We start from the raw sequence: 23,215 nt of genomic DNA, 5'->3' as shown, positions 1-23,215 counted from the left end.
CTCATGAAAAAATACGACGAAGAATCATTGAAAGTGAAAAATGTGTGCGATCTGGCCCAAAAGGATGCTTCATCTTTTTGGACGGAGTTTTTTGATCCGACACAACAAAAGAAACTGGCCTCAGCCCTCTTCAAACAGGGGGTTGAGCATTCTTTTTTTGGCGGTCATGAGGATGCAGAGCGGAAGATCCTTTTTGTTAAGGCATCTTGGGATGAACTGGAGGAATCGGCGCCCCTGGTGCTTTTACAGATGGATGTGCCGGAGAAGACAACCCACCGGGACGTGTTGGGGAGTTTGCTGTCCACTGGCATAAAAAGGGATCAGGTTGGAGACATCCTGGTCTCTTCCGGCAAGGCCTACGTTTTCGTTCTGGAGAACATGGCGAATTATATAAGGACCAATGTGGAACATATACGAAACCAGCAGGCCAATGTGACCATTTGCTCCATGGAGGATGTGGAACTTCCAAAACCGGAGTTCAAGATCGAGCATTGTGTGCTCACTTCTTTCCGTTTGGACAATGTGGTGGCCAAAGCCTGCAAAATGTCCCGGTCTGCTACGGGGGAACTTGTTTCCAAAGGGTTGGTGAAAGTGGACCATGAAGTGGCGGATAAAGGAACCCAAAATGTTTCCGACGGGACCCTGGTCTCCGTTCGGGGGTATGGTCGATTTATTTTTCGATCCTTGGAAGGATCGACGAGGAAGGGAAATCAGAAAGCGGAGATCCATTGGTACAAGTGAGGGAACATGGAAGAGACAAATACATTTCGAACGACAAGTGAATACGAGGGAAAACGGCTGGATCAGTTTCTTTCAGAACAGTATGAGGAGCATAGCCGCAGTTTTTTGAAGAAGCTGATCGACGATGGATCGGTGTGGGTCAACGGGAAGAACACCAAGGCGGGATACAAGTTGCGGGAAGACGACGAAATAACGATTCGACTGCCGGAGCTGGAAGAGACGGATGTGATCGCTCAGGATATACCGTTCGATGTGGTCTACGAAGACCCTCATTTGCTGGTGGTCAACAAACCCAAAGCCATGGTGGTCCATCCCGGCCACGGGAATCCGTCGGGGACCCTGGTCAATGCCCTTCTTCATCAAGTGAAGGATCTGTCCGGCATCAACGGCGTCAAGAGGCCTGGCATCGTCCATCGTATCGACAAGGACACCTCCGGGTTACTGCTGGTGGCTAAAAACGATGAGGCCCATCGGGGATTGGCGGCCCAACTGAAAAAGCATGAGATCCGTCGAACTTATCTGGCTTTGGTGGAAGGAGTGGTGACGGAAGATGGAGGCCGTATCGACGCACCTATTGGCAGGGATCCGAAAAATCGGATCAAAATGGCGGTGACGGATCGAAACAGCAAGAAGGCCGTGACCCATTTTACCGTGAAGCGGAGGTATGCCAAACATACCTTGATCGAAGCCAATCTGGAGACTGGACGGACCCACCAGATCCGAGTCCACATGGCCTATATCGGCCACCCCTTGGTGGGTGATACGGTGTACGGCAGAAAAAAACAAGCATTGACCCAGGAGGGGCAGATGCTCCATGCCTACCGGCTGGCATTCACCCATCCCATAAAAAAAGAAGATCTGAGCTTTCAGATCCCATTGCCGGTCTACTTTGTGAAGGTGCTGCGAAAACTGGCGAGACGGTAATATGTAAAATGGGGACGGTGATTTTTTTGCAAAAAAGTCACCGTCCCCATTTTACATGAAAATATAAAAAGCTAAAATATTCTTGTGTATAATGCTTGAAAATGGTTATATATATAATAGTATTTAACCATTTTAAAAATTATTGGGAATAGGGGGAGGATCGTGAGAGGGAAAAAAGGCACCATCGTATTTTTGCTGGCTCTATTGACATTGTTGCTGGTGGCTTGCAGTGAGACGGGATCGAAAGATTTGGAAGTCCATTCCATGGTGGATGCATTGGATGCAGTCGTGGAAGCCTCGGAGGAAGAACTAATCTACGTCGGAGGCATGTACATCTACCCGGACCAGGAAGCCTATGACAATGAAAAACCGGAGTATCAACTTTTGTTCTACAAGAAGGAATTGGAAGAAAACCAAGTAGTTCATGTATCTTACAGAGTGGGGGAGACGGTCGAACTGATTGCAGAGATACCAGGGTTTACTAGTCCAGAAATTCTGGAAATCCATGAGCAAGCCGGCAAGGTGGATCATGATGAGGTACGGGATCTGGCGGGAAGCCTGGAAGACCGGACCCGGCAAGTGTTGGAGATGGCCAAAGACGAGGGATACGATCTGGCCCAAGCAGCATTTTCTCAAGGGGAGTCCATTATTGGCTTGTATCAGGGCAATCAAAACCTTTGGTTTTATGTGTTTAGGGGTGAGGATAATTTCCAGGCAGCTTATCGATGGAACGAGGATATATTGATATTGGCCGATTCTTCGGATGAGTCATTGTCCACTTACGGTTCAACGCCCATCAAAGGAAATTCCGTTTATTTTGGCGATGTGGAAGAATATATTCCGGAAGCAGGCTTGACCATGGAAGAAATGGAAGCCATGATGCAGAGGATCGAAGAAGGATATATACCGGATTGGATGAAAGAGGGAAAAGAACCGGTGGATACCTATACTGTGGAAATTCCAGAAGGAGACCGGACCTTGCAGCTTGACGTCTACGAAGACAGATCCTTCGTGACGCGACTAAAGTGAGGTGTAAAATGGGGACGGTGACTTTTTTTAAAAAAAGTCACCGTCCCCATTTTAGCTTCGATTTTAATATTCTTCCCGTATGGTAAACTCCGCATCCTCCACCCAGGTTTCGGGTTTTTGCATGTACAAGATGATGTCTTCCAGCGTTAGAAGATGTTTTTTCTCTTCTCGTTCCAACATTTTTAGGATCTTGATGGTTTTTTCGTCCTCAGTTTGGTCCTGCATGTTACGGTAGTATTCTGCACTTTCCCGTTCCATTTTTTTGGCGAATTCATAGGCTTCAATGGTGGAAAGCTCCATGTCAAAGAACACTTGGTCCTCCAGGAGTTTGGTAAAGACGTTTTTCACGTCCACCAGCACATCGGTTTCCACAAAATCTTCGTTGACAAAACCCAAGCCGCGAACATATTCATAGTGGCGTTTTTCATCGTCTGCCAGCTTGTGAAAAATCTGTTTCAAGCCTTCATTTTCCGAGGCTTCCGCCTGTTTCAAGTAAAAAGCCCTGCTATCGGTTTCCATTTTCAGTGCAACGTCATATAAGCTCAAAGCAATACCTCCTCCAATTTACTCTTTGATTTCTTACCCCTTATTCCACATTTGCAAACGCCAGAATGGTCGATTTTTCCGGAGTGACATACATGGTTTTGTTGTCCGTGTAGATCACCATACCCGGTTTGGCTCCTTTTGGCTTGTGCACATGCTTGACTTGGGCATAATCTACCGGAACGTTGGAAGATTGTTTTCCTTTACTGAAATAGGCTGCCAAAAGAGCCGCTTCCAGGACGGTGGCCTCTCCCGGTGTTTTACCTTCTGTCCGCACGATGACATGGGATCCGGGAATGTCTTTCACATGGAACCAGAGGTCCTCTTTCGATGCCGTTTTCATGGTCAGCTGGTCGTTTTGCTTGTTGTTTTTTCCAACAAGGACAACAAAGCTTTCTGAAGATCGAAATGTCATGGGAAGACTGGCTTTCGATTGTTCCTTTTTTTTCTTTTTTCGGGTGGTTTTGATAAAACCGGTTTCTTCCAGTTCGTCCCGGATCTCTTTCAATTCTTCCACGGAGCTGCATTTGTCCACGCTGTCCATGATGCTTTCCAGATAGTAGATCTCTTCCTTCGTTTTTTTCAATTGCTCGTCGATATAGGCCAAGGCCCGTTTTTGTTTGTTGTATTTGTCGTAGTACCTCTTGGCATTCTCTGCCGGCGTATAACGGATGTCCAGGGGAATGTCCACCATCGTTTCGTCGTAGTAGTTGTGCAGGAGGGCATGAGTGGTCTTTTCCTGAAGGTTGTATAGGTTGGCGTAGAGAATGTCCCCGTACTGCTTGTATCTTTCTGCATCTTCCGCCGTTTTTAGATCCTCCATCAAATGATTGAACTTATTGTAATTTCGCTCCAATTTGTTGGCAATGGTCTGATGGAAGGCTGCAGAGCGCTGTTTGATCCGCTGCTGGGTATCCTTGCCCAGGTAAAAATCCTCCAGCATGGGGCTGATTTCGTCATAGCTTCTCTTTTCCAGTTCTTCATACAGTCGACAGGGAAAAGCGGTGAAATCCTTGATCGTTCCTTTTTCCAGATAGATGCCGAAATCCGGCACAACCACCAAATCTTCCAACAGTCCGTGAAGACTTTCCAAAATGGGAAAGGGCACCTGTCCCACCGGTTGTTTCGGATCGACGCCGCTGCGGTATGCAAGTTCCAGGGCCGCCAGCTTGCTGATCCCCTGTATGTTGTCCATGATGGCCTTATCCAGGGAGCGGTTTCCCTGTTGGGTCAGAAGGGCTGCAAACTCCGATGGATCCAATGTACGAAAATCGGATTTTCCCATGGGTGGGAGGGCATAGCTGCGTCCGGGAAGGACTTCCCGAAAGGAACTGATGAACTTGTTGATTCGTTTGATGCTGTCTGTTATAATGTCATTTTCAAGCAGGATGATGTTGCTGTGCCGACCCATGATCTCCACCACCAAGCGGTGACTGGTGGTCTCGTAGAGTTCACTTCTGGATGTGATGATGATTTCAAGGATGCGGTCGAATTCCACCTGGCGGACCGATTCAATGATCCCGCCAACGAGTTTTTTGCGAAGAAGCATGCAAAACATGGGAGGTGCATCCGGGTTTTCTTTTGTCTGCCGGATCAAGTGCGCCCTGGGGTAGTTGCTGTTTGCGGAGAGCAACAGTTGATGCCGGTCCTTGTTTCGATGGATGGTCAACAGCAGTTCGTCGCTTTCCGGTTGATAGATCTTTTGGATCCTGCCTCCGGTAAGTTGCCGGGACAGTTCCTCTGCCAAATGATGTACGGCAATTCCGTCTAAAGCCATGGCAAGGCCCCCTTTCTTGTGAGACGATGGAGTGCACTACCATTGTAACAAAGCTTGTTGAAAAATACTATAAGATTGGTCTTGAGATATGCTATAATAATAAGATACGATTGGCAGGTGATTCCTATAGAATTCAGTAAATATCATGGAACAGGCAATGACTTTATTGTGGTGAACGATTGGAACAGGAAGCTACAGCCTACCCGAGAAGAAATTGCAGGCCTGTGCCGGCGACACTTTGGCATAGGTGCCGATGGATTCATCCTGGTAGAACCATCTGAAGAAGCGGATGTAAAAATGGTGTATTTCAATGCAGACGGATCGCCGGCCGTCATGTGCGGCAACGGCATCCGATGCTTTGCAAAATACGTTTTTGATCATGGCTTGGTTGACACTCGTCGCTTTGACGTGGAAACGGCGGCAGGCATCAAACACATCGAGATCATCGATGATGGGAAATCAACAGCAAACAGGATCCGCGTTGACATGGGCGCCCCAATATTTGATAAAGATCGTATAGGAGTGGAAATGAACGTTGATCCGGTTTTGGATCAAACCCTGGATACGACGATGGGTCCCGTTCTTTTTTCTGCAGTCTCCATGGGAAATCCCCACGCCATCATTGAAGTGGCGGATGTGGAAAATCATCCGGTGTTGAACTGGGGCCTGTGGTGGAGACCCATCCTGTTTTTACCAATGGCGCCAATGTGAATTTCGTACAGGTCATCGATCGAGACAATTGCCGGGTGGTGACATGGGAAAGGGGATCTGGTTTGACCCTGGCCTGCGGCACCGGTTCTTGTGCGGCTGCAGCTTTGCTGCATAAAAAGGGTCTGGTCAACGACACGGTCACCGTTCACATACCTGGAGGTGTTCTTACCATCGAGTTGGGAGATACGGTCATCATGACAGGACCAGCCGTCTGGGTTTTTGACGGATCCACCGAAGCCGACAAGGAGGAAAAGCGATGAACAGCATGACTGGATACGGAAAGGGAAGTTATCGGGACGATCGAACGGAGATCGCCGTGGAACTGAAGACCATCAATCACCGCTACAAGGATTTTTTCATTCGAATGCCCCGGACCTTGAATTTTGCCGAGGACGCCTTGCGAAAGGAGATCGGCAAACAGATCCAGCGGGGACGCATTGAAGTCCACATCAAGATCCACTATTTTGGTTTGGAAAACAAGGAAGTTCGCGTAGATCTGGAATTGGCCAAAGCATACATGGCCTGTCTGAAGGAACTGAAGACCCAACTTCCGGAGGCAACCGGGGAATATGGGATCTCCCTGATCGCCCGTTATCCGGAAGTCATTTACACGGAAGAGAAGGATACGGACGAGCAGGAGCTTTTTGGCAAAGTCCATGATGCCTTGACGGAAGCATTGAAAGGATTGGTGGAGACCCGCAAAAGCGAAGGAGTCGTTTTGGAGGAAGATTTTTTAAAGCGGTTGTCCATCATTGAAGACACCGTGGAACAAATCAAGGCGTTAGAACCAGTCGTCAATGAAGAAAATACATTGAAGTTGCGCAACCGGATCGAGGAATATACGAAAGATCTGGAGATCGACGAGAAGCGGCTGATGGAAGAAGTGGCCTATCTGTCGGAAAAAGCCAGCGTAACGGAAGAGATCACCCGACTCAACAGCCATATACGGCGGTTTCGAAAAATCATGAAAGAAATCGATTCGGTAGGTCGAAAATTGGATTTCCTCATCCAGGAAATGCATCGGGAGATCAATACCATCGGATCCAAATCCAACCATTTGGAGTTGTCCAACCTGGTTGTGGATGTTAAAAGCGAAATCGAGAAAATGCGAGAGCAGATACAAAATATAGAGTGATGGAGAATAAGATGACGAAGCATTTTTATGAAAAGGAAAAGGGGCTCCTTATTGTCATATCCGGACCATCCGGTGCAGGCAAAGGGACCATTTGCAAGGAACTTTTAAAGAATGAAGACAATCTGGAGGTATCTGTTTCCGCCACCACGAGACAACCGCGAGAAGGGGAAGTGGAAGGGAAGAACTATTATTTCATCGACAAGGAACACTTTCTGGACATGATCGGAAACAACGATTTCCTGGAATACGCCAAGGTTTACGACAATTATTACGGAACCCCAAAAGATCCGGTCCTGCAAAAGATGGAAGAAGGCGTCGACGTGATCCTGGAGATCGACATCCAGGGAGCCGCCCAAGTACGGGCCAATTTCCCGGAAGGGATCTACATCTTTGTGGTGCCGCCATCCATCAATGAACTTCGCAAGCGGATCACGGAACGCGGCACGGAAGATGAAGAACAAATGAACAAGCGTATGGACTGCGCTTGCGAAGAGATCCGAAATGCAACAAAATACAGTTATATCGTCATCAACGACAAGGTATCTTTGGCAGCAGAAAAGGTACGAGCCATCATAACAGCGGAAAAATGCCGCTCGGAGCGGTTGGAAAGCAAAATTGAAGAAATCATAGGGAGGTAACCATGAGATATCCAGCATTGAACGATTTGATCGAGAAAACGGGAAACAAGTATTCATTGGTTTTGGTCGTATCCAAGCGAGCAAGACAGATCGTGGATAAAAATCTGATCGACGAAACTAAAATCGAGAATCCGGTTTCCATTGCTACAGGAGAAGTTGCCGAAGACAAGCTAAAATTTCATTTCAAAGGTTAGGATCCGGCAATGGCCAGTGGCCGTTGCCCTTTTTTGTCGATGACCGTGGGAAGAAGTCTGGGAGGAAACGTCTGTGAAGATCGCACAAGTTTACATCAACCAACTGAATATCCATTTGGATCGACTCTTTGACTATCTTGTTCCAAAACATTTGGAATCCCAGGTCATACCGGGCAGCCGGGTTGTGGTTCCTTTCGGATTTGGCAACAAGAGCATCGATGCCCTGGTTTGGGACCTGAAAAGTCCTCCATCCGATTCCTCGAAGTTGAAAAGCATTTTGGGGGTGGTAGAGCATTTTCCGGTTTTGGATCACCAGCAACTGAAAACTTGCCGTTTTCTCCAACAGGTCCATCACAGCCTGTTCATGGACGTGGCCAATGCATTTTATCCGGGGCCGATCCAAATCCGAAAACACAAGGACAGCAACGGTGTCCTTCGTTATTACGTGGGTCAAAAGGACCGGGAAAGCTGGTTATGGAAAATATCCCAACGAAATCCCAATCAAACATTGGAACAGTTGTTGAGCACTGTGCGTTCCAATGCCACAGTACAACGAGAGATTTTGACCTTGCTGTGGGAATCACCAATAGAAGAAGCGGTATTGACGGCTCGTTTTCGTGGAGTGAAGAAAACACTGGAATCATTGAGATCGGCAGGATTCTTGGAGAAGCATCGGATGAAGTCCATGGAATTGGAAGATCCGGGGCCCTTGGAAGTACAGGGAGCGCCCCGGCTGACGGAAGCCCAGCAGCAGATCTTGGAAGATTTTGAAAAAGGCTTTCAACAGACCCATCTGATCCATGGTGTTACCGGCAGCGGTAAAACCGAAGTATACCTCCATATGATGGAAGCTGCGCTGAAAAAGGACAAAACGTGTCTTTATCTGGTTCCTGAGATCTCATTGACACCCCAAACCATCCACCGGGTCAAAGCTCGTTTCGGTCAGGAAATAGCAGTGATCCATTCAAGGATCAGCGACGGGGAACGCTTGGAACAATACAAGAAAATCGCCACCAAGGAAATTCGGATCATCGTGGGGGCCCGATCCGCCATTCTCTCGCCGTTTCAGGATCTAGGACTCATCGTTATTGATGAAGAACATGAGAATACTTATAAATCCTCCAATCGACCCAGGTTTGACACCGTATCCCTGGCACAGGAAATTGCACGACTACATGGAGCAAAAGTGGTTTTGGGAAGTGCCACCCCGTCCATCGGCACCTATTATTTGGCCAAAAACGGACAATACGGATTCCATCGTTTACCGGATCGAATGAACGGGCAGGACATGCCGGCCTCATTGGTGGTGGATATGCGGGTGGAGTTGCAGTCTGGAAATCGATCCTTTCTTAGCCGGACCCTGTATGCTTCCATGAGGGAGGCATTGAAAAGAAAAGAACAGATCATTCTTTTTTTAAACAAACGGGGATATTTCAGTTATGTTTTTTGCAGGGATTGCGGTTATGTTGTAAAATGTAAGCAGTGCGATGTCACCATGACATACCATGGAGAGGACAATCGACTGGAATGTCATTACTGCAAAGCGACAGCACCGGTACAGCACCAATGTCCCGCTTGCGGCAGCCGTAAAATGAAGTATTCCGGAACAGGAACGGAACGGATGCAAAACATGTTGCAGAAATATTTTCCCCATGCCACCGTATTGCGGATGGATACGGATTCCATGAAAAAGAAGGATGCCATTGCCGATGCCGTGGAAGATTTTACCCTGGGGAAAGCAGACATCCTTTTGGGGACCCAAATGGTCACAAAAGGGTTTGATTTTGAAAATGTGACGCTGGTGGGTGTCCTGCTGGCGGATCTGACCTTGAATTTCCCGGATTACCGGTCTTCGGAAAGAACCTTTCAACTCATCACCCAGGTAGCCGGAAGGGCCGGACGGGGAAACAAGAAAGGCAATGTGGTGATTCAAACCTACGAACCGGATCATTATGCCATCACCCATGCACAGCAGCATGATTACGAAGGTTTTTATGAGAAAGAAGTGGCCTATCGAAAAATGAATCGATATCCCCCTTTTTCCACGCTGATGTACATTGGATTCTCCGGAAACGATGAAAAGGAAGTGGCAAAGGAGTGCTCCGAGTACCATCGACTGCTTTCGGCAGAGGTGACAAAAACGGACCCGTCTTTGGTCTTTGAAGCATATCCGCCATCCAAATCCAACATCGTTCGGGTGAACAACAAATACAGGTATTATATTTTGATCAAGACGGAACATGTGGATGCTTTTCAGGAAGCCATCCACCATGTACAACGTAGTAAAGAGACAAAACAGTTCAAGTCCACTATTTTTGTGGACGTAAATCCAAATTTTATTTTTTAAGGAGGGGCCGTTATGGCACTGCGTAACATACGAGTGGATGAAGATCCCATATTGAGAAAAAAAGCAAGAAATATTGATGAAATAACCGACCGGATCCACACCTTGCAGATGGACATGCTGGAGACCATGTACCATTCTGAGGGCGTTGGCTTGGCGGCAAACCAGGTCGGCATACTGCGCCGGATCATTGTCATCGATGTAGGCGAAGGACCCATCACCATGATCAATCCGGTGCTGATCGACGAAGAAGGGTGCCAGAAAGGACTGGAAGGGTGCTTGTCCCTTCCGGAAGTGACCGGCAAAGTAACCAGACCGGAAAAAGTAAAGGTCGAATACATGGATATGGAAGGGGAAACCCAGGTGCTGGAAGGGGAAGGCTTGCTGGCCATCGCCGTATGCCACGAAATCGACCACTTGAACGGCATCTTGTTTACAGATCGTGTAGAGGAAGATGACGAAGAAGAAGAAGACGACGAGGATTTTGAAGAAACGGCAATCTTTGAGGAAGTGGAAGAATGAAAGTAGTTTTCATGGGAACGCCGGTATTCGCCGTCGAGACCCTGAAGCAATTGCTGAGATCGGATATCGAAGTAGCTATGGTATTGACCCAACCGGACAAGCCAAATAAAAGAGGTAAAAAAATCGCATATTCGCCGGTAAAGGAGTTGGCGCTGTCGGAAGGGATCCCGGTCATGCAACCTACGGATCTCAAAGATCCGCAACTTCTTGCCGCATTGGAGGACTTGGAGACAGACTATTTTGTCGTGGTAGCATACGGAAGGGTTTTGCCGGAAGCCATGTTGCAGATCCCCAGATATGGAAGTATCAATGTCCATGCCTCCCTGTTGCCCAAATATCGGGGTGCGGCACCCATTCACTGGGCCGTATTGAACGGGGAAAAAGAATCTGGTGTGACCACCATGCTGATGGATGAAGGATTGGATACGGGAGACATCCTGCTGCAACGATCCATTGCCATCCCCGACGCCATGACCACTGGAGAACTGCATGACGCATTGGCAGTCATTGGCGCCGAACTTCTCCTGGAAACGCTGTTCAAATTTAAAAATTCGGAGATCACCCCCTTGCCCCAAGTCGACGAGGATGCAACCATAAGCCCAATGATCTATCGGGAGACAGGACGGGTGGATTGGAAGGATCCTGCAAAAAAGATCCATGACCAAATTCGAGGAACCACACCTTATCCAGGCGCATTCACAACTATGGGAGAGCAGCGGATCAAACTTTTTTCCAGCGAGTTGATGGATGAGGAAGCTGTTGGAGAGCCGGGGGAAATCGTAGCCATGGATCCAAGTGGGATAGTGGTCCAAACCGGCAGGGGAACCTTGCTGATCCGGGAAATACAAGTGCCGGGTAAAAAGCGATTGCCGGTGGCGGAGTATCTGAAAGGGCATGATGCCTGGACTGGAACGGCCCTGGGACATTAAGCTTCCTTTAAGTAATTTAGGGTAGTCTTATATGCAAATATAGGATGGAGGGTTGAAAATGTATTTTCCTTTTATTTTCGATATAACCATGCTGATCCTCGTACCAGGTCTTATTTTTGCGGCCTATGCGCAAGGCAAGGTCAGCAGTACGTATAATAGATATCTGCGAGTTCCAAACACCCGTGGTTTGACGGGAGCACAAACAGCCAGACATATACTGGATCGCAACGGAATGACCCAGGTCAACATCGAGTTGGTGGGGGGTAAACTGACGGACCATTACGACCCGCGAAAACGCGTATTGCGTTTGTCCAATGAGGTCTTCAACGGACGCAGCGTTGCCGCTGTGGGGATCGCCGCCCATGAGGTGGGTCACGCAATCCAGCATCAGCAGGCATACGGCCCTTTGAAGATACGAAATGCCATCGTTCCCGTGGTGAACCTTGCGTCGAAAGCGGCTTGGGTACTGTTCTTTATCGGGTTCTTTTTTCAAGTGACTGGTTTCATGGATCTGGGGATCCTGTTTTTCTCTGGTTCTGTGATCTTCAATCTGGTCACCTTGCCGGTGGAATTCAATGCCAGTCGAAGGGCCGTAGTACAACTAGCCGACAATGGACTGGTACTCAGCGATGAGCGGGTCGGCGTGAAAAAAGTATTGGATGCAGCGGCATTGACCTATGTTGCAGCATTGTTGATGTCCTTCCTTCAACTCATTCGATTGATCGCCTTGCGAGGTTCGAGAGATTGAGTGGGAAGGAAAGCATGGGTTTGAGTGCCCGTGAAACGGCGGTTCAGATCTTGCACGACATCGAGGAACAAGGCGCTTTTTCCAATTTGGCCTTAAAAAAAGCATTATGGGAACAAAAGCAGCTGGACCAACGGGACAAAAATCTGGTCACAGCCTTGGTATATGGAACGGAAAAACACAAATTGACCATAGACCATATGATCGAAGAGGCGAGCAACCGGAGAATTAGCCGGATCACCTCTTGGACACTGGCCATTTTAAGAGCAGGCATTTTCCAGATCATGTATTTGGATAAAGTGCCTTCTTTTGCTGCCGTCAATGAGAGTGTCGAACTGAGTAAAACCAAAGAAGACGGGAAAGCATCCGGTTTTGTCAATGGAGTGCTCCGTAAAGTGGTTCGATCCAAGGAAACTTGGGACGACAAGGCCTTGCCGGCCCATCTTCGGTACTCCGTGCCAAAGAAGCTTTTTGATTTTGTCCTTTCTTTTTATGGTGAAGAATGGACGGAAGCCTTTTTCGCATCGTCTCTTGAAGAAGCACCCATGACCCTTCGATGCAACACATGGAATACGGATAAAAATGCCTTGAAAACCCGTTTGGCGCTGGAAGGGGTGGAAGCATGGGATGGTCTTTATGCTTCCCAGTGCCTGCATACACGTGGTCTCCAACAGATCGCATTGATGAGCAGCTATCGAGATGGAGATTTTATCATCCAGGATGAAGGAGCCATGCTCAGCGTGGAAATGCTTGGCGTGGAGAGGGGACATCTTGTTTTGGACATGTGTGCCGCTCCGGGAGGTAAAACCACTCATATGGCGGAACATGCCGGTCTCACAGGCCGTGTCGTGGCCCGGGACATCCATGAACACAAACTGCAGTTGATCGAAGACAATGCCACCCGTTTGGGTTTGCACAATATCCTCGTTGAACTCCACGATGGTTTAAAAGAATTGGAGGAGGAGGATCAAGGCAAATATGACAGGGTCCTTTTGGATGCACCATGTTCCGGCTTGGGTATACTGCGGCGAAAGCCGGACATCAAGTACCATCTTTCCCCAAAAAAATTCCATGAGTTGGTGCAGATGCAAAAAAGGATGATCCTCCACGGATTTGATGCTTTAAAGCCTGGAGGGACCATGGTATATACCACCTGCACCGTCAATCCCAGGGAAAACAGCCAGGTAGTGGAATATTTGTTGCGGGAGAGACCAGAAGCCGGTCTGGATAAAAACGGTCTGCCCGAATCCATCCAAAGCTTGATGGGAAAGGACGGATACATCCAGCTTTGGCCACATGTCCATCATACAGATGGATTCTTTATGGCAAAAATCACGAAAAAAGAGGAATCATGAAGAATATATTGGATTTCACAAAAGAAGAATTGAAAATTGAAATGAAAGGCTTGGGGATCCCAGAATACAAAGGTACCCAGTTGTTCCAGTGGATCCATTCCGGAGCCAGACACTGGGACGAGATGACCAACCTGTCCAAGAAGCATCGAGAGCTTTTAGCCCAGCGGTACGCTTTTTATCGGATCGAGCCGGTGAAAATATTGGAAGACATGAAAGATCATACGAAGAAGTATCTGTTTTCCCTGGAAGACGGAAACATCATCGAGACCGTGCTGATGAAATACCGGTATGGCTACAGCATCTGCATCTCTTCTCAGGTAGGGTGCCGGATGGGTTGCAGTTTTTGCGCATCCACCATCGACGGATTGAATCGAGACTTGACTGCTGGTGAAATGGTGGACCAGATCGCTGCAGTGGAATCTCTGGAAGGTGTACGTATCTCCAATGTAGTGATCATGGGAAGCGGGGAACCCCTGGATAATTTTGACCAAACGGTTCGTTTCGTCCACATGGTCAACGACAAGGACGGCCTCAACAAGGGGCAACGGCATTTGAGTATTTCCACTTGTGGATTGGTGCCAGAGATCCTGAAATTGGCAGAACTGGACCTCCAAATCAATTTGTCCATTTCCCTCCATGCAACCACGGATGAGATGCGTAGAAAGATCATGCCCATCGCCAACCGGTATACCCTGGAGGAGTTATTGGAGGCATGTCGTATTTATGAAGAAAAAACAAATAGAAGGATCACCTATGAATATGCTATGATAAAAGGTATCAATGACTCGGAGGAAACAGCCGGACAATTGGCTGCCTTGATGAAAGGTCAGAAGAACTCCATGATCAATCTGATCCCGGTCAATGAGATCAAAGAGAACAATTATGAATCCAGCAATGAAAGATCCATCAAGCTGTTTAGCGAGATCCTTGCCAGATCCAACGTCCCCCATACGATTCGTAGAAAGCTGGGGTCGGAAATAGAGGCAGCCTGCGGTCAGTTGCGAAAAGGTTATTTGGATAAATCAGGAGAGTGAGCATGAAAGTAGGACATGGCAGTCACATTGGAAAAATTCGAAAACTAAATCAGGACGCCTATTGGGTCGGCACTAGCAAGGATGGTAGACCGGTACTGGCAGTAGCCGATGGATTGGGCGGCCACCGGGCCGGTGAAGTTGCCAGCCAAATGTTGGTGACTGCTATCGAAACATTTGCCGAAACTCATCAGTGGGATCAAGTCGACCTGTTGAAAAGGGACTGGGTAAATGCCATCCAGCGGGCAAATCGAGAGATCTACGAAGCCGGCCGATCCGATGAAAAATTAGCAGGCATGGGCACCACTCTAACCATGATGATCCAAAGCGGATCCCATATCCATGTGTTTCATGTAGGGGATACCCGATTGTACCGCATTAGAAAAGATGGTATGGAGAAGGTGACGAAAGATCATACATTGGTGGAAAGCCTGTTGGAATCCGGAGAAATATCGTTGGAAGAAGCCAGACAGCATCCCAACCGGAATATGCTCATGCGAGCTATCGGCACGGATCCCACATTGGAAGTGGATGTTCTGGATCTGGATTGGGTAGAAGAAGACCTATATTTGTTATGCAGCGACGGTTTGACCAATTACGTGGATGAACAGCAAATTTGGGAGATCATAAAAATGACGGACCAGCCATCGGACAGCGTACAACAACTGATCGATGCGGCCAACGCCCACGGTGGCGGCGACAATATTACGGCAATCATATATAAACCGGAGGTAATCGGATGAAGGGAAAAACTTTACTTGGCAGATACGAAATAATAGATATCATAGGCCAAGGAGGCATGGCGTTCGTCTACAAAGCGAAAGACAACTTGTTGAATCGCCTGGTAGCCATAAAGGTATTGAAGAGCGAATTTAACGACAACGAGCAGTTTATAAAAAAATTCAAGAGAGAGTCTCAAGCAGCTGCCAGTTTGTCCCACAACAACATCGTCAGCGTGTACGACGTGGGCGTGGAAGAGAATCATCATTTTATCGTCATGGAATACATAGCAGGAGATACCCTGAAGGAATACATACAACAGAAAGGGCATCTGACTTGGAAAGAAACAGCTTACATTGCCAAGCAGATCGCCTTGGCATTGGACCATGCCCATAAAAACAACGTCATCCATCGAGATATCAAGCCTCACAACATCCTGATGGCGGAAGATCTGGTCCCCAAAGTAGCGGACTTCGGCATTGCCAGGGCCATCACAACATCTACCATCACCCTGGTGGAGGAAACCATGGGTTCTGTCCACTATCTGTCACCGGAACAGGCAAGAGGTGGTTTTGTCGACGAGCGTTCCGATCTGTATTCTCTGGGCATCGTCATGTACGAGATGATGACGGGCCGAGTGCCTTTTGACGGAGACAGTTCCATTTCCGTTGCCATCAAGCACATACAGGAAGAGATCGAGTTTTTGGAAGAAGACTTGGATCATATTCCGGAAGCCATGGAAGACATCGTATTAAAACTGATCCAAAAAAATCCGGAAGATCGTTATGCCAACGCCAGGGAACTGATCCAGGATATTTCTGCGGCCCAAAGCGGTGAAAAGGTAAAAAATCAGAGCCAGAACAAAAAGGGCGGCATCCTGCCCGGGATCTTGCCGGTGGCAAAACCAAAGGCGGAAACGCAACAGGTGAAGAGAAAAAAGGAAAAACCCATCTATAAAAAACCCATATTTTGGGGAGCCATCGTCCTGGGAGTGGCATTGCTTGTGGTACTGGGTACCGTACTGGCAAACATGAACCGGGTCAAAGACGTGGAGGTCCCCGGTGTGGATGGATTGGAACGGGGAGAAGCCATTGCGAAAATAGAAGCAGCGGGACTGACCTATGAGATCGACCCACCGGAGAACAATGCCACCATAGCGGAAGATCATGTGATCCGACAGACGCCTCAATCCGGCACCACTATTAAAGAGGGACAGGTGGTCCACCTTGTCTTGAGTGCAGGGCCAAGGGAACTGGAAGTCCCCAATGTCATCGGCAAGTTTGAAGTGGAAGGCATCCAGGAACTGGAAAATGCAAATTTTGTCATCAAGGAGATCAACCGGCAGTTCAACGACGAACATGAAAAAGATGTGATCTACGATCAAAATCCCAGACCGGGGTTGCTCCTCAAAGAAGGAACGGAGATCATACTCTATGTCAGCAAGGGCAAAGATACGGTGATCATGGAAAATTATGTGGGCCAATCTCTGGAAACGGTACGAAATGCCATTGCAGCAGCAGGTTTGCAAGTGGGAGAAATACGGGAAGAGGCCAGCAGCGAGTTTGACCGGGGGATCGTTTTGAACCAGGAACCGAAAGCAAACATGGAAGTGGCCAAAAATACGGTAGTGTCCTTAACGGTCAGCCAGGGGATCCTGAAAACCAAGACCATCCAGATCAAATTGAAGGATTATGTGGAATACGACAAGGATGAAGAAGTTCCCACGGTTCCGGTGAAAGTCATTTTTATCGACCAAACAACCGGTTCCAATGTGGTCTATGACCGCATGCACAAGGCAGATGAGACCGTCAATGTGGAATTGCAGGGACTGGGGGTCCAATATTATCAATTGGAGATCGATGGCCAGACCTACAACGCGGAAATCATTACATTCTAAGGAATGTTTGAAAGGTGATGTATGGAAAAAGGTAGAATTCGAAAAGGTATCGGTGGTTTCTATTATGTAGAAACGGACCAGGGGATCCTGGAATGCCGCGCCAGGGGGATCTTTCGCAACAAGAGTCAAAAACCCTATGTGGGAGACATGGTGTCGGTGACCAGAAATGAAGACGGATCCGGGAATATCGAGGAGATCCTGCCAAGGACCAGTTTATTGTTGCGGCCGCCAGTGGCCAATGCCACCCAGGCTATCGCTGTATTTTCATGGATCGATCCAAAATTGAATGCCACGCTCTTGCACCGCATGCTCCTTGCAGGGGAACAAAAGGGACTTCGCATGGTGGTCTGTTTCAACAAATCCGAATTGATGAAGGATGCAGATCGACGAATGGTGACGGACTGGTTCAAGAACACCGGATACCCGATCCTGTTCACTTCCGTTGCGGAAGAAACCAACCTGGACCTGTTGGTGGAAGAACTGAAGGGGCACATCAGCCTGCTTGCCGGTCCTAGCGGAGTTGGCAAATCTTCCCTGATCGAGAAGATCGCCCGTGGAGGACACCGGGTGGAGATCGGAGAACTGAGTGAAAAAATCGGCAGGGGAAAACATACCACCAGGCACGTAGAGCTTTTTCGTCTGGAAGGAGATGGATATCTTGCGGATACACCAGGATTTGGAAATCTGGCATTGGATGAGGATATGGACGTCCAGGAACTGGAGACATTGTTTCCGGAATTCGATGATTATAGGGAACAATGTCGCTTCAAGGGATGCCTTCATATCAACGAACCTGATTGTGCCGTAAAAGACGCGATCGGAGGGGGAATATCCCGGGAGCGATATCAGTTCTATAAAACCATCCACGAGGAGATCAACAACGGAATTCGGAGATGAAAAGGGGATTTGATGAAAGGTCTATTGATTGCCAATGGGAAAATGGTGAATGCGGAATTTTATCTTGATCGGATGAAAGCAGAGGTCTACGACCTGGTGGTTTGCGCCGACGGCGGGGCGAACAACGCTTACAAATCCGGAATCATGCCCCATGCCATTGTAGGCGATATGGACAGCATTCATCCGGATGTTCGGGAATACTACGAATCAACAGATGTGGAATTTCAGTGTCACCCGCCGGAAAAAGATGAAACCGACACGGAGATCGCACTGGAATATTTGATCGGAGCTGGCTGTCGGTCGTTGGACATGTTCGGATGTCTGGGCAACAGGGTAGATCATGCCCTGGCCAACGTCTATTTGCTGGTGGAGATGGCCCGAAAGGGAGTCAAGGCCAGGTTGATCGATGAAACCAACGAATTGGAAGTTCTTTTGTCATCCGAAAAGATCCAAACAAAGCCGGGAGAAATCATTTCCCTGATCCCCCTGTCTGAAAAAGTGGAGGAAGTGACCCTGGAAGGTTTTGCGTATCCCTTGGTGAAGGAAACCTTGAACATGGGTTATTCCAGAGGGATCAGCAATATTGCAAAAGGATCGGAAGCGGTTATTGAATTTTCTCGAGGGGTTTTATTGGTTGGCCGTGTGAAGGAAGAATAACGATGTTGGAATACTTATGAAAAAAGGGCAAAAGAAAGAAGGGGATGCCATGGCATCCCCTTTTCTTATAAGGCTCGTTGAACTTTGTTGCTTCTGAGACATCTGGTACAAACGGAGATCCTTTTCGGAGTGCCGTCTACCATGGCTCTAACCTTCTGCAAATTTGGTTTCCATACTCTTTTTGTGTGAATAACGGAGTGACTTATTTGATTTCCGGCAACGGAACCTTTACCACAAACTTCGCATACATTTGACATTTACAACCCTCCTTTGCCTCGTACATAGCGTTCATATTATAGCACAACTGGAATTTCAGTTCAATAATTAAATTACTTTAACAGTTCACTTGAATAATCGTGGTCCATAAATTAGAATAAGTATGTAAACAAAACAAGGAGGAAACCATATGTCGGCAAAAATATACAACGAGTTGGGATATATCAACATCTCCGAGAATCTGATCGCGAACATTGCAGGGTTGTCTGCTACCGAGTGTTATGGAGTGGTGGGCATGGCCTCGAAAAAAAGTACCGACGGGATCGTTCAATTGCTAAAAGGCGAAAACCTGAGCAAAGGCGTCCGCATTCACCAAAACGACGGAAAAATAAACATCGACTTGTACGTCATTATCGAATTTGGTGTAAAAATTTCCGTCGTGGCGGAAAACATCATTGAAAAGGTTCGTTATAATGTGGAAAATCAAACAGGCTTGAAAATCGAAAAAATCAATGTCATGGTAGAAAGCGTCAGGGTATGACAGCAAAGGAGGAAAACTTATGCAAACGAGAATAATCGATGGAGCATTGCTTAAAAGGATGCTTCAAGAAGCTGCGGCCAACCTTGATGCGAACAAAAAAACGGTAGACGACTTGAACGTCTTTCCCGTTCCGGACGGGGATACGGGGACCAACATGTCCCTGACACTCCAATATGCATCCAAAGAATTGGAGGAGACTGCTGAAGAATCGGTTTCGGAAATAAGCGCCGTTGCCTCCAGTGGGGCTTTGATGGGAGCAAGAGGAAACTCGGGAGTGATCCTGTCTCAGTTGCTCAGAGGCTTTGCAAAGGCCTGCAAAGGCCATAGCGACATGAACCTGGCACTGGCGTCCCAAGCCATGAAGCAGGCGTCGGAAATGGCTTATAAAGCCGTTATGAAGCCAACGGAAGGGACCATACTTACCGTCGCCAGAGGCATGGCGGAATGGAGCGAAGAACACGTCAAGGATTATGAATTCATGGAAGACTTTTTAAAGGATGCCATTGAAGAAGGCCGTCGCGTATTGGACAAGACCCCGGATATGCTCCAAGTCTTGAAAGATGCAGGTGTTGTGGATGCGGGAGGCATGGGATTGATCTTCATTTTGGAAGGAGCGTTGAATGCCTTGACCGGAAAAGAATCTGTTTTTGTTCCACAAATCGACTGGGACAAGCCGGTGGAGGACACCTATCAGTCTCCGGCAGATCTTACCTACGGATATTGCACCGAGTTTATAATCATCGGAAAGAACAATGAAGAAATTCGAGAAGCTCTGGCAAGCGATTACGAGAAGATCGGAGATTCCATCATCGTCGTGGGGATGAAGAAAAAATTAAAATCCACCTGCACACGGACGATCCTGATAAAGCCATGGCTGCAGCATTGAAAATCGGATCCTTGACCCGGATCAAGATCGACAATATGAGGGAGCAGGTGATCGCCAAGGCTGGAGCGGCAAAACCTAAAGTGGCGGAAAAATTGAAGAAATATGGGGTCATTGCCGTTGCTGCCGGCGAGGGAATGAAAAATTTGTTTATGGACCTGGGAGTGGACGAGGTTGTCCTGGGCGGACAGACCATGAACCCCAGCACACAAGATTTTCTCAGCAGAATGGATCAGATCCATGCGGAAAATATCATCGTACTGCCCAACAACAGCAATATCATCCTAGCGGCAAATCAGTCCAAAGAATTGAGTGAAAAAAATGTTGTGGTGATACCCACCAAAACCATTCCGCAAGGGATCACGGCCTTGCTGGGTTTTGACCCGGAATCGGAGCCGGATCAGAATCTGGAAGCCATGACCCGATCCATGGAACAAGTCAAAACGGGACAGGTGACTTTTGCCGTACGGGACACCACCATCAACGGAAAAGATATCAAAAAAGACGATGTCATTGGGATCTACAACGGAGAGATCCAGTGCGTCGGTTCGGATCCGGCGGTGATCTGTGAAGAGCTGCTGGAATCCATGGTGGACGAAAACAGTGAATTGCTGTCCATTTATTATGGAGAAGACGTTCCGGAAGATGAGGCGAGTGTACTTTCGGAAAAAGTGGAAACGCGATATGACGATTTGGATGTAGAATTGCATTACGGCGGACAACCGTTGTATTATTACATCGTGTCTGTAGAGTAAAATGAACCCCTATGAAACCATTCGGATCTTGAAAGGGATCGGAGAAAAAAAGGAAGCACTTTTTCACAAGTTGAAAATATTCAATATGGAAGATCTGCTTCTTTTTTTTCCCCGTGATTATGAAGAACGAGTTTACGTAGAAGATTTGTCAAAAGCCCAGCCTGGTACAAAAGTAGTTGTCCAGGGAATGATCCTGGGTCCCGCCTCCCAGAGGAAAGTCCGTTCCAAACTCTCCATCACCACTTTCGAGTGTCAGGGAGAGACCCAGCGATTTCGTGTGACTTTCTTCAATACACCATTCATAAAAAATGCCTTGAAGCCTCATGTCACCTATTATTTTCATGGGAAATTTCGTTGGGGATATGGGACATACAATCTGGAGAACCCGGAATACGTGGATAAGGCGGAAGATCTGCTGGAACAGCGATTTGCAGCCATTTATCCTTTGACCCGGGGATTGTACCAGCGGGATCTGAGAAAAGCGGTGGAATCTGCCCTGGAAATGGCAGATTTTATCGAAGATCTTTTGCCAGATGAATTGAGGCAACAGCATGGGCTTTGGAGCCGACAGGAAGCCATACGAGCCATTCATCGTCCGGACAGCATGGAGACCCTTCTACAAGGGAGAAGACGGCTGGTAGTGGACGAGCTGCTGGAAGTGCTTGCCGGATTTGCCCGGATGAAGAGCAACAATACCACCGATATTCCCGTCGTTTGGGATGAGGAAACAGAAGTAAAAATGAAGGCGCTGGAAAACAGTCTGCCTTTTTCACTAACGGAAGGGCAGCAGTCTGTATTGTCGGACATACAACAGGATGCAAGGACGGGGATCCGAATCAACCGTCTGGTGCAGGGCGACGTGGGCAGCGGAAAGACAGTAGTGGCGGCTCTCGCTCAGTATCTGTTTCATCTTCAAGGCTACCAGTCTGTATTGATGGCTCCCACGGAGCTATTGGCGGTACAGCATGAAAAGACCTTGAAAGGATTTTTAAAGGACTTTGGCGTCCGTGTCGTCCTTGTGAAGGGCGGCATGAACAAAAAGCAAAAAGATAACGTCTATGAGCAGATCAGAAACCACGAGGCCCATGTCGTTGTTGGCACCCACGCTCTGATCCAACCGGATCTGACTTTTGCCCGACTCGGCCTGGTGATCACCGACGAACAACACCGTTTTGGTGTGGAGCAGCGAAAACGTTTGACGGAAAAGGGAAGCAGACCCCATTCCCTGGTCATGAGCGCCACTCCCATCCCAAGAACCATGGCTCATGTGCTTTATGGTGATTTGGATGTCTCCCAAATCGAGACCATGCCCCAGGGACGTCGACCCATACAGACCCATGTAGTAGGCAATCACCGATTGAAAAAAGTCTTTGCCTTCATTCAGAAGGAAGCAGCAAAGGGAAGGCAGATCTTTGTCGTGTCACCGGAGATCGAACAAGGAGAAGAGGAAGGATTTGCTGCGGAAGAAATTTATGAAAAAATGAGAAAGGGCCTTTTCCGAGATCTGCAGACAGGTTTGGTCCATGGACGAATGAAGCGGGATGACAAGGAATCCATCATGAAAAAATTTGCAGACGGGGAAATAGACGTGCTCTTTTCCACCACCGTGGTGGAAGTAGGCATCGATGTACCCAATGCCACGGTGATCCTTGTACTGAATGCAGAGCGCTTTGGCCTGGCTACACTCCATCAGTTGCGGGGCCGGGTCGGCCGAGGGGATCAGGAATCCTGGTGCATACTTGCAACTGATACGGAAAATGAAAAGACCATGGAACGACTGCAGGTATTGACGGAAAGCAATGACGGGTTTTATATATCCAACAAGGATTTTGATCTTCGAGGACCTGGTGATTACTTTGGTTTCAAGCAACATGGACTGCCCAACTTTTCCCTGACGGATCTGAAAAAGGATCAGGAGGAGGTAGAAACGGCGAAAACATTGTTGGAACAACTGCAGCAATGGCCGGATCAAAAACCTATGGAGAAGTTGCTGGAAACATTCCAAAGCAAACTGGACTTTTTAGACTAACG

The 23,215-nt window shown here is 47.9% G+C and carries 24 protein-coding genes and 1 pseudogene; 22 read left to right on the top strand and 3 right to left on the bottom strand.

All coding sequences use genetic code 11. The features are described 5' to 3' along the window. Positions 1–3: 3 nt before the first annotated feature. From J0B03_RS01310 to J0B03_RS01300, 3 genes are all read left to right on the top strand, one after another. The gene (locus J0B03_RS01310) at positions 4–741 is read left to right on the top strand and encodes a YlmH/Sll1252 family protein (protein WP_207300100.1); all 738 of its coding nucleotides are present in this window, start codon (positions 4–6) and stop codon (positions 739–741) included. Between the two features lie 6 nt (positions 742–747). Continuing rightward, positions 748–1,665: an RluA family pseudouridine synthase gene (locus J0B03_RS01305; RefSeq protein WP_207300099.1), complete on the top strand. Its 918-nt coding sequence runs from the start codon at positions 748–750 to the stop codon at positions 1,663–1,665. Between the two features lie 162 nt (positions 1,666–1,827). Then, positions 1,828–2,694, top strand: a complete 867-nt coding sequence (locus J0B03_RS01300) for a hypothetical protein (protein ID WP_207300098.1) — start codon at positions 1,828–1,830, stop codon at positions 2,692–2,694. Between the two features lie 63 nt (positions 2,695–2,757). Here the strand turns inward: J0B03_RS01300 and J0B03_RS01295 are convergent, their stop codons facing one another. Both J0B03_RS01295 and J0B03_RS01290 read right to left on the bottom strand, forming a co-directional pair. Next, complete coding sequence (locus J0B03_RS01295) at positions 2,758–3,240, bottom strand: ferritin-like domain-containing protein (RefSeq protein ID WP_207300097.1); 483 nt, start codon at positions 3,238–3,240, stop codon at positions 2,758–2,760. 40 nt (positions 3,241–3,280) lie between these two features. Then, positions 3,281–5,014, bottom strand: coding sequence for an Rqc2 family fibronectin-binding protein (locus J0B03_RS01290; protein WP_207300096.1), 1,734 nt, complete (start codon positions 5,012–5,014; stop codon positions 3,281–3,283). Between the two features lie 117 nt (positions 5,015–5,131). Between J0B03_RS01290 and dapF the strand changes: the two genes are divergently transcribed. The 15 genes from dapF (at position 5,132) to J0B03_RS01215 (ending at position 18,789) form a co-directional block, all read left to right on the top strand. Then, positions 5,132–5,725 (top strand): diaminopimelate epimerase, encoded by a 594-nt coding sequence (dapF, locus tag J0B03_RS01285; RefSeq protein WP_207300095.1) that lies wholly within the window; start codon positions 5,132–5,134, stop codon positions 5,723–5,725. Further along, positions 5,722–5,985: a diaminopimelate epimerase gene (locus J0B03_RS01280; RefSeq protein WP_246798151.1), complete on the top strand. Its 264-nt coding sequence runs from the start codon at positions 5,722–5,724 to the stop codon at positions 5,983–5,985. The genes dapF and J0B03_RS01280 overlap by 4 nt, the downstream gene beginning before the upstream one ends. Further along, complete coding sequence (locus J0B03_RS01275) at positions 5,982–6,860, top strand: YicC/YloC family endoribonuclease (protein ID WP_207300093.1); 879 nt, start codon at positions 5,982–5,984, stop codon at positions 6,858–6,860. Before J0B03_RS01280 ends, J0B03_RS01275 begins: the two co-directional genes overlap by 4 nt. Before the next feature lie 11 nt (positions 6,861–6,871). Further along, positions 6,872–7,498, top strand: a complete 627-nt coding sequence (gmk, locus tag J0B03_RS01270) for a guanylate kinase (protein ID WP_207300092.1) — start codon at positions 6,872–6,874, stop codon at positions 7,496–7,498. Positions 7,499–7,500: 2 nt separating this feature from the next. Continuing rightward, the gene (rpoZ, locus tag J0B03_RS01265) at positions 7,501–7,692 is read left to right on the top strand and encodes a DNA-directed RNA polymerase subunit omega (RefSeq protein ID WP_207300091.1); all 192 of its coding nucleotides are present in this window, start codon (positions 7,501–7,503) and stop codon (positions 7,690–7,692) included. 73 nt (positions 7,693–7,765) lie between these two features. Continuing rightward, on the top strand, positions 7,766–10,039 hold the full coding sequence (gene priA, locus J0B03_RS01260; protein ID WP_207300090.1) for a replication restart helicase PriA: 2,274 nt from the start codon (positions 7,766–7,768) through the stop codon (positions 10,037–10,039). Between the two features lie 12 nt (positions 10,040–10,051). Then, positions 10,052–10,558 (top strand): peptide deformylase, encoded by a 507-nt coding sequence (gene def / locus J0B03_RS01255; protein WP_207300089.1) that lies wholly within the window; start codon positions 10,052–10,054, stop codon positions 10,556–10,558. After that, positions 10,555–11,487 (top strand): methionyl-tRNA formyltransferase, encoded by a 933-nt coding sequence (fmt, locus tag J0B03_RS01250; RefSeq protein ID WP_207300088.1) that lies wholly within the window; start codon positions 10,555–10,557, stop codon positions 11,485–11,487. The genes def and fmt overlap by 4 nt, the downstream gene beginning before the upstream one ends. Before the next feature lie 58 nt (positions 11,488–11,545). Beyond that, positions 11,546–12,235, top strand: a complete 690-nt coding sequence (locus tag J0B03_RS01245) for a zinc metallopeptidase (protein WP_207300087.1) — start codon at positions 11,546–11,548, stop codon at positions 12,233–12,235. A 14-nt stretch (positions 12,236–12,249) separates the two neighbouring features. Then, positions 12,250–13,587, top strand: a complete 1,338-nt coding sequence (gene rsmB / locus J0B03_RS01240) for a 16S rRNA (cytosine(967)-C(5))-methyltransferase RsmB (protein WP_207300086.1) — start codon at positions 12,250–12,252, stop codon at positions 13,585–13,587. Then, positions 13,584–14,621, top strand: a complete 1,038-nt coding sequence (gene rlmN / locus J0B03_RS01235; RefSeq protein ID WP_207300085.1) for a dual-specificity RNA methyltransferase RlmN — start codon at positions 13,584–13,586, stop codon at positions 14,619–14,621. The genes rsmB and rlmN overlap by 4 nt, the downstream gene beginning before the upstream one ends. Positions 14,622–14,623: 2 nt before the next feature. After that, positions 14,624–15,361 (top strand): Stp1/IreP family PP2C-type Ser/Thr phosphatase, encoded by a 738-nt coding sequence (locus J0B03_RS01230; protein ID WP_207300084.1) that lies wholly within the window; start codon positions 14,624–14,626, stop codon positions 15,359–15,361. Then, positions 15,358–17,235 (top strand): Stk1 family PASTA domain-containing Ser/Thr kinase, encoded by a 1,878-nt coding sequence (pknB, locus tag J0B03_RS01225; RefSeq protein ID WP_207300083.1) that lies wholly within the window; start codon positions 15,358–15,360, stop codon positions 17,233–17,235. The genes J0B03_RS01230 and pknB overlap by 4 nt, the downstream gene beginning before the upstream one ends. A 21-nt stretch (positions 17,236–17,256) precedes the next feature. Continuing rightward, the gene (rsgA, locus tag J0B03_RS01220; RefSeq protein WP_207300082.1) at positions 17,257–18,132 is read left to right on the top strand and encodes a ribosome small subunit-dependent GTPase A; all 876 of its coding nucleotides are present in this window, start codon (positions 17,257–17,259) and stop codon (positions 18,130–18,132) included. A gap of 12 nt (positions 18,133–18,144) precedes the next feature. Next, positions 18,145–18,789 (top strand): thiamine diphosphokinase, encoded by a 645-nt coding sequence (locus J0B03_RS01215; RefSeq protein ID WP_207300081.1) that lies wholly within the window; start codon positions 18,145–18,147, stop codon positions 18,787–18,789. A gap of 65 nt (positions 18,790–18,854) precedes the next feature. Here J0B03_RS01215 and rpmB read toward each other — a convergent pair whose 3' ends face one another. After that, positions 18,855–19,046 (bottom strand): 50S ribosomal protein L28, encoded by a 192-nt coding sequence (rpmB, locus tag J0B03_RS01210; protein WP_207300080.1) that lies wholly within the window; start codon positions 19,044–19,046, stop codon positions 18,855–18,857. 149 nt (positions 19,047–19,195) lie between these two features. Between rpmB and J0B03_RS01205 the strand changes: the two genes are divergently transcribed. The 4 genes and pseudogenes from J0B03_RS01205 to recG all read left to right on the top strand — a co-directional run bounded on the left by J0B03_RS01205 (position 19,196) and on the right by recG (position 23,213). Next, positions 19,196–19,546 carry an Asp23/Gls24 family envelope stress response protein gene (locus J0B03_RS01205; protein WP_207300079.1) on the top strand — a complete coding sequence of 117 codons (351 nt, stop codon included), beginning with the start codon at positions 19,196–19,198 and terminating at the stop codon, positions 19,544–19,546. A 19-nt stretch (positions 19,547–19,565) separates the two neighbouring features. Then, a pseudogene (locus J0B03_RS12385) lies at positions 19,566–20,422 on the top strand (DAK2 domain-containing protein); the annotation flags it as partial. Further along, a complete protein-coding gene (locus J0B03_RS12380; protein ID WP_309485108.1) occupies positions 20,417–21,184 on the top strand; it encodes a DAK2 domain-containing protein in 768 nt (255 codons plus the stop codon). The pseudogene J0B03_RS12385 and the gene J0B03_RS12380, both read left to right, overlap by 6 nt. A 1-nt stretch (position 21,185) precedes the next feature. Further along, positions 21,186–23,213, top strand: coding sequence for an ATP-dependent DNA helicase RecG (gene recG / locus J0B03_RS01195; protein ID WP_207300078.1), 2,028 nt, complete (start codon positions 21,186–21,188; stop codon positions 23,211–23,213). The last annotated feature ends 2 nt before the right edge of the window (positions 23,214–23,215 follow it).

This window comes from Alkalibacter rhizosphaerae (genome assembly GCF_017352215.1).
Lineage (GTDB): Bacteria > Bacillota > Clostridia > Eubacteriales > Alkalibacteraceae > Alkalibacter > Alkalibacter rhizosphaerae.
The sequence above is the reverse complement of the archived record's forward strand: the minus strand, read 5'-3'. Positions and strand labels throughout refer to the sequence as shown.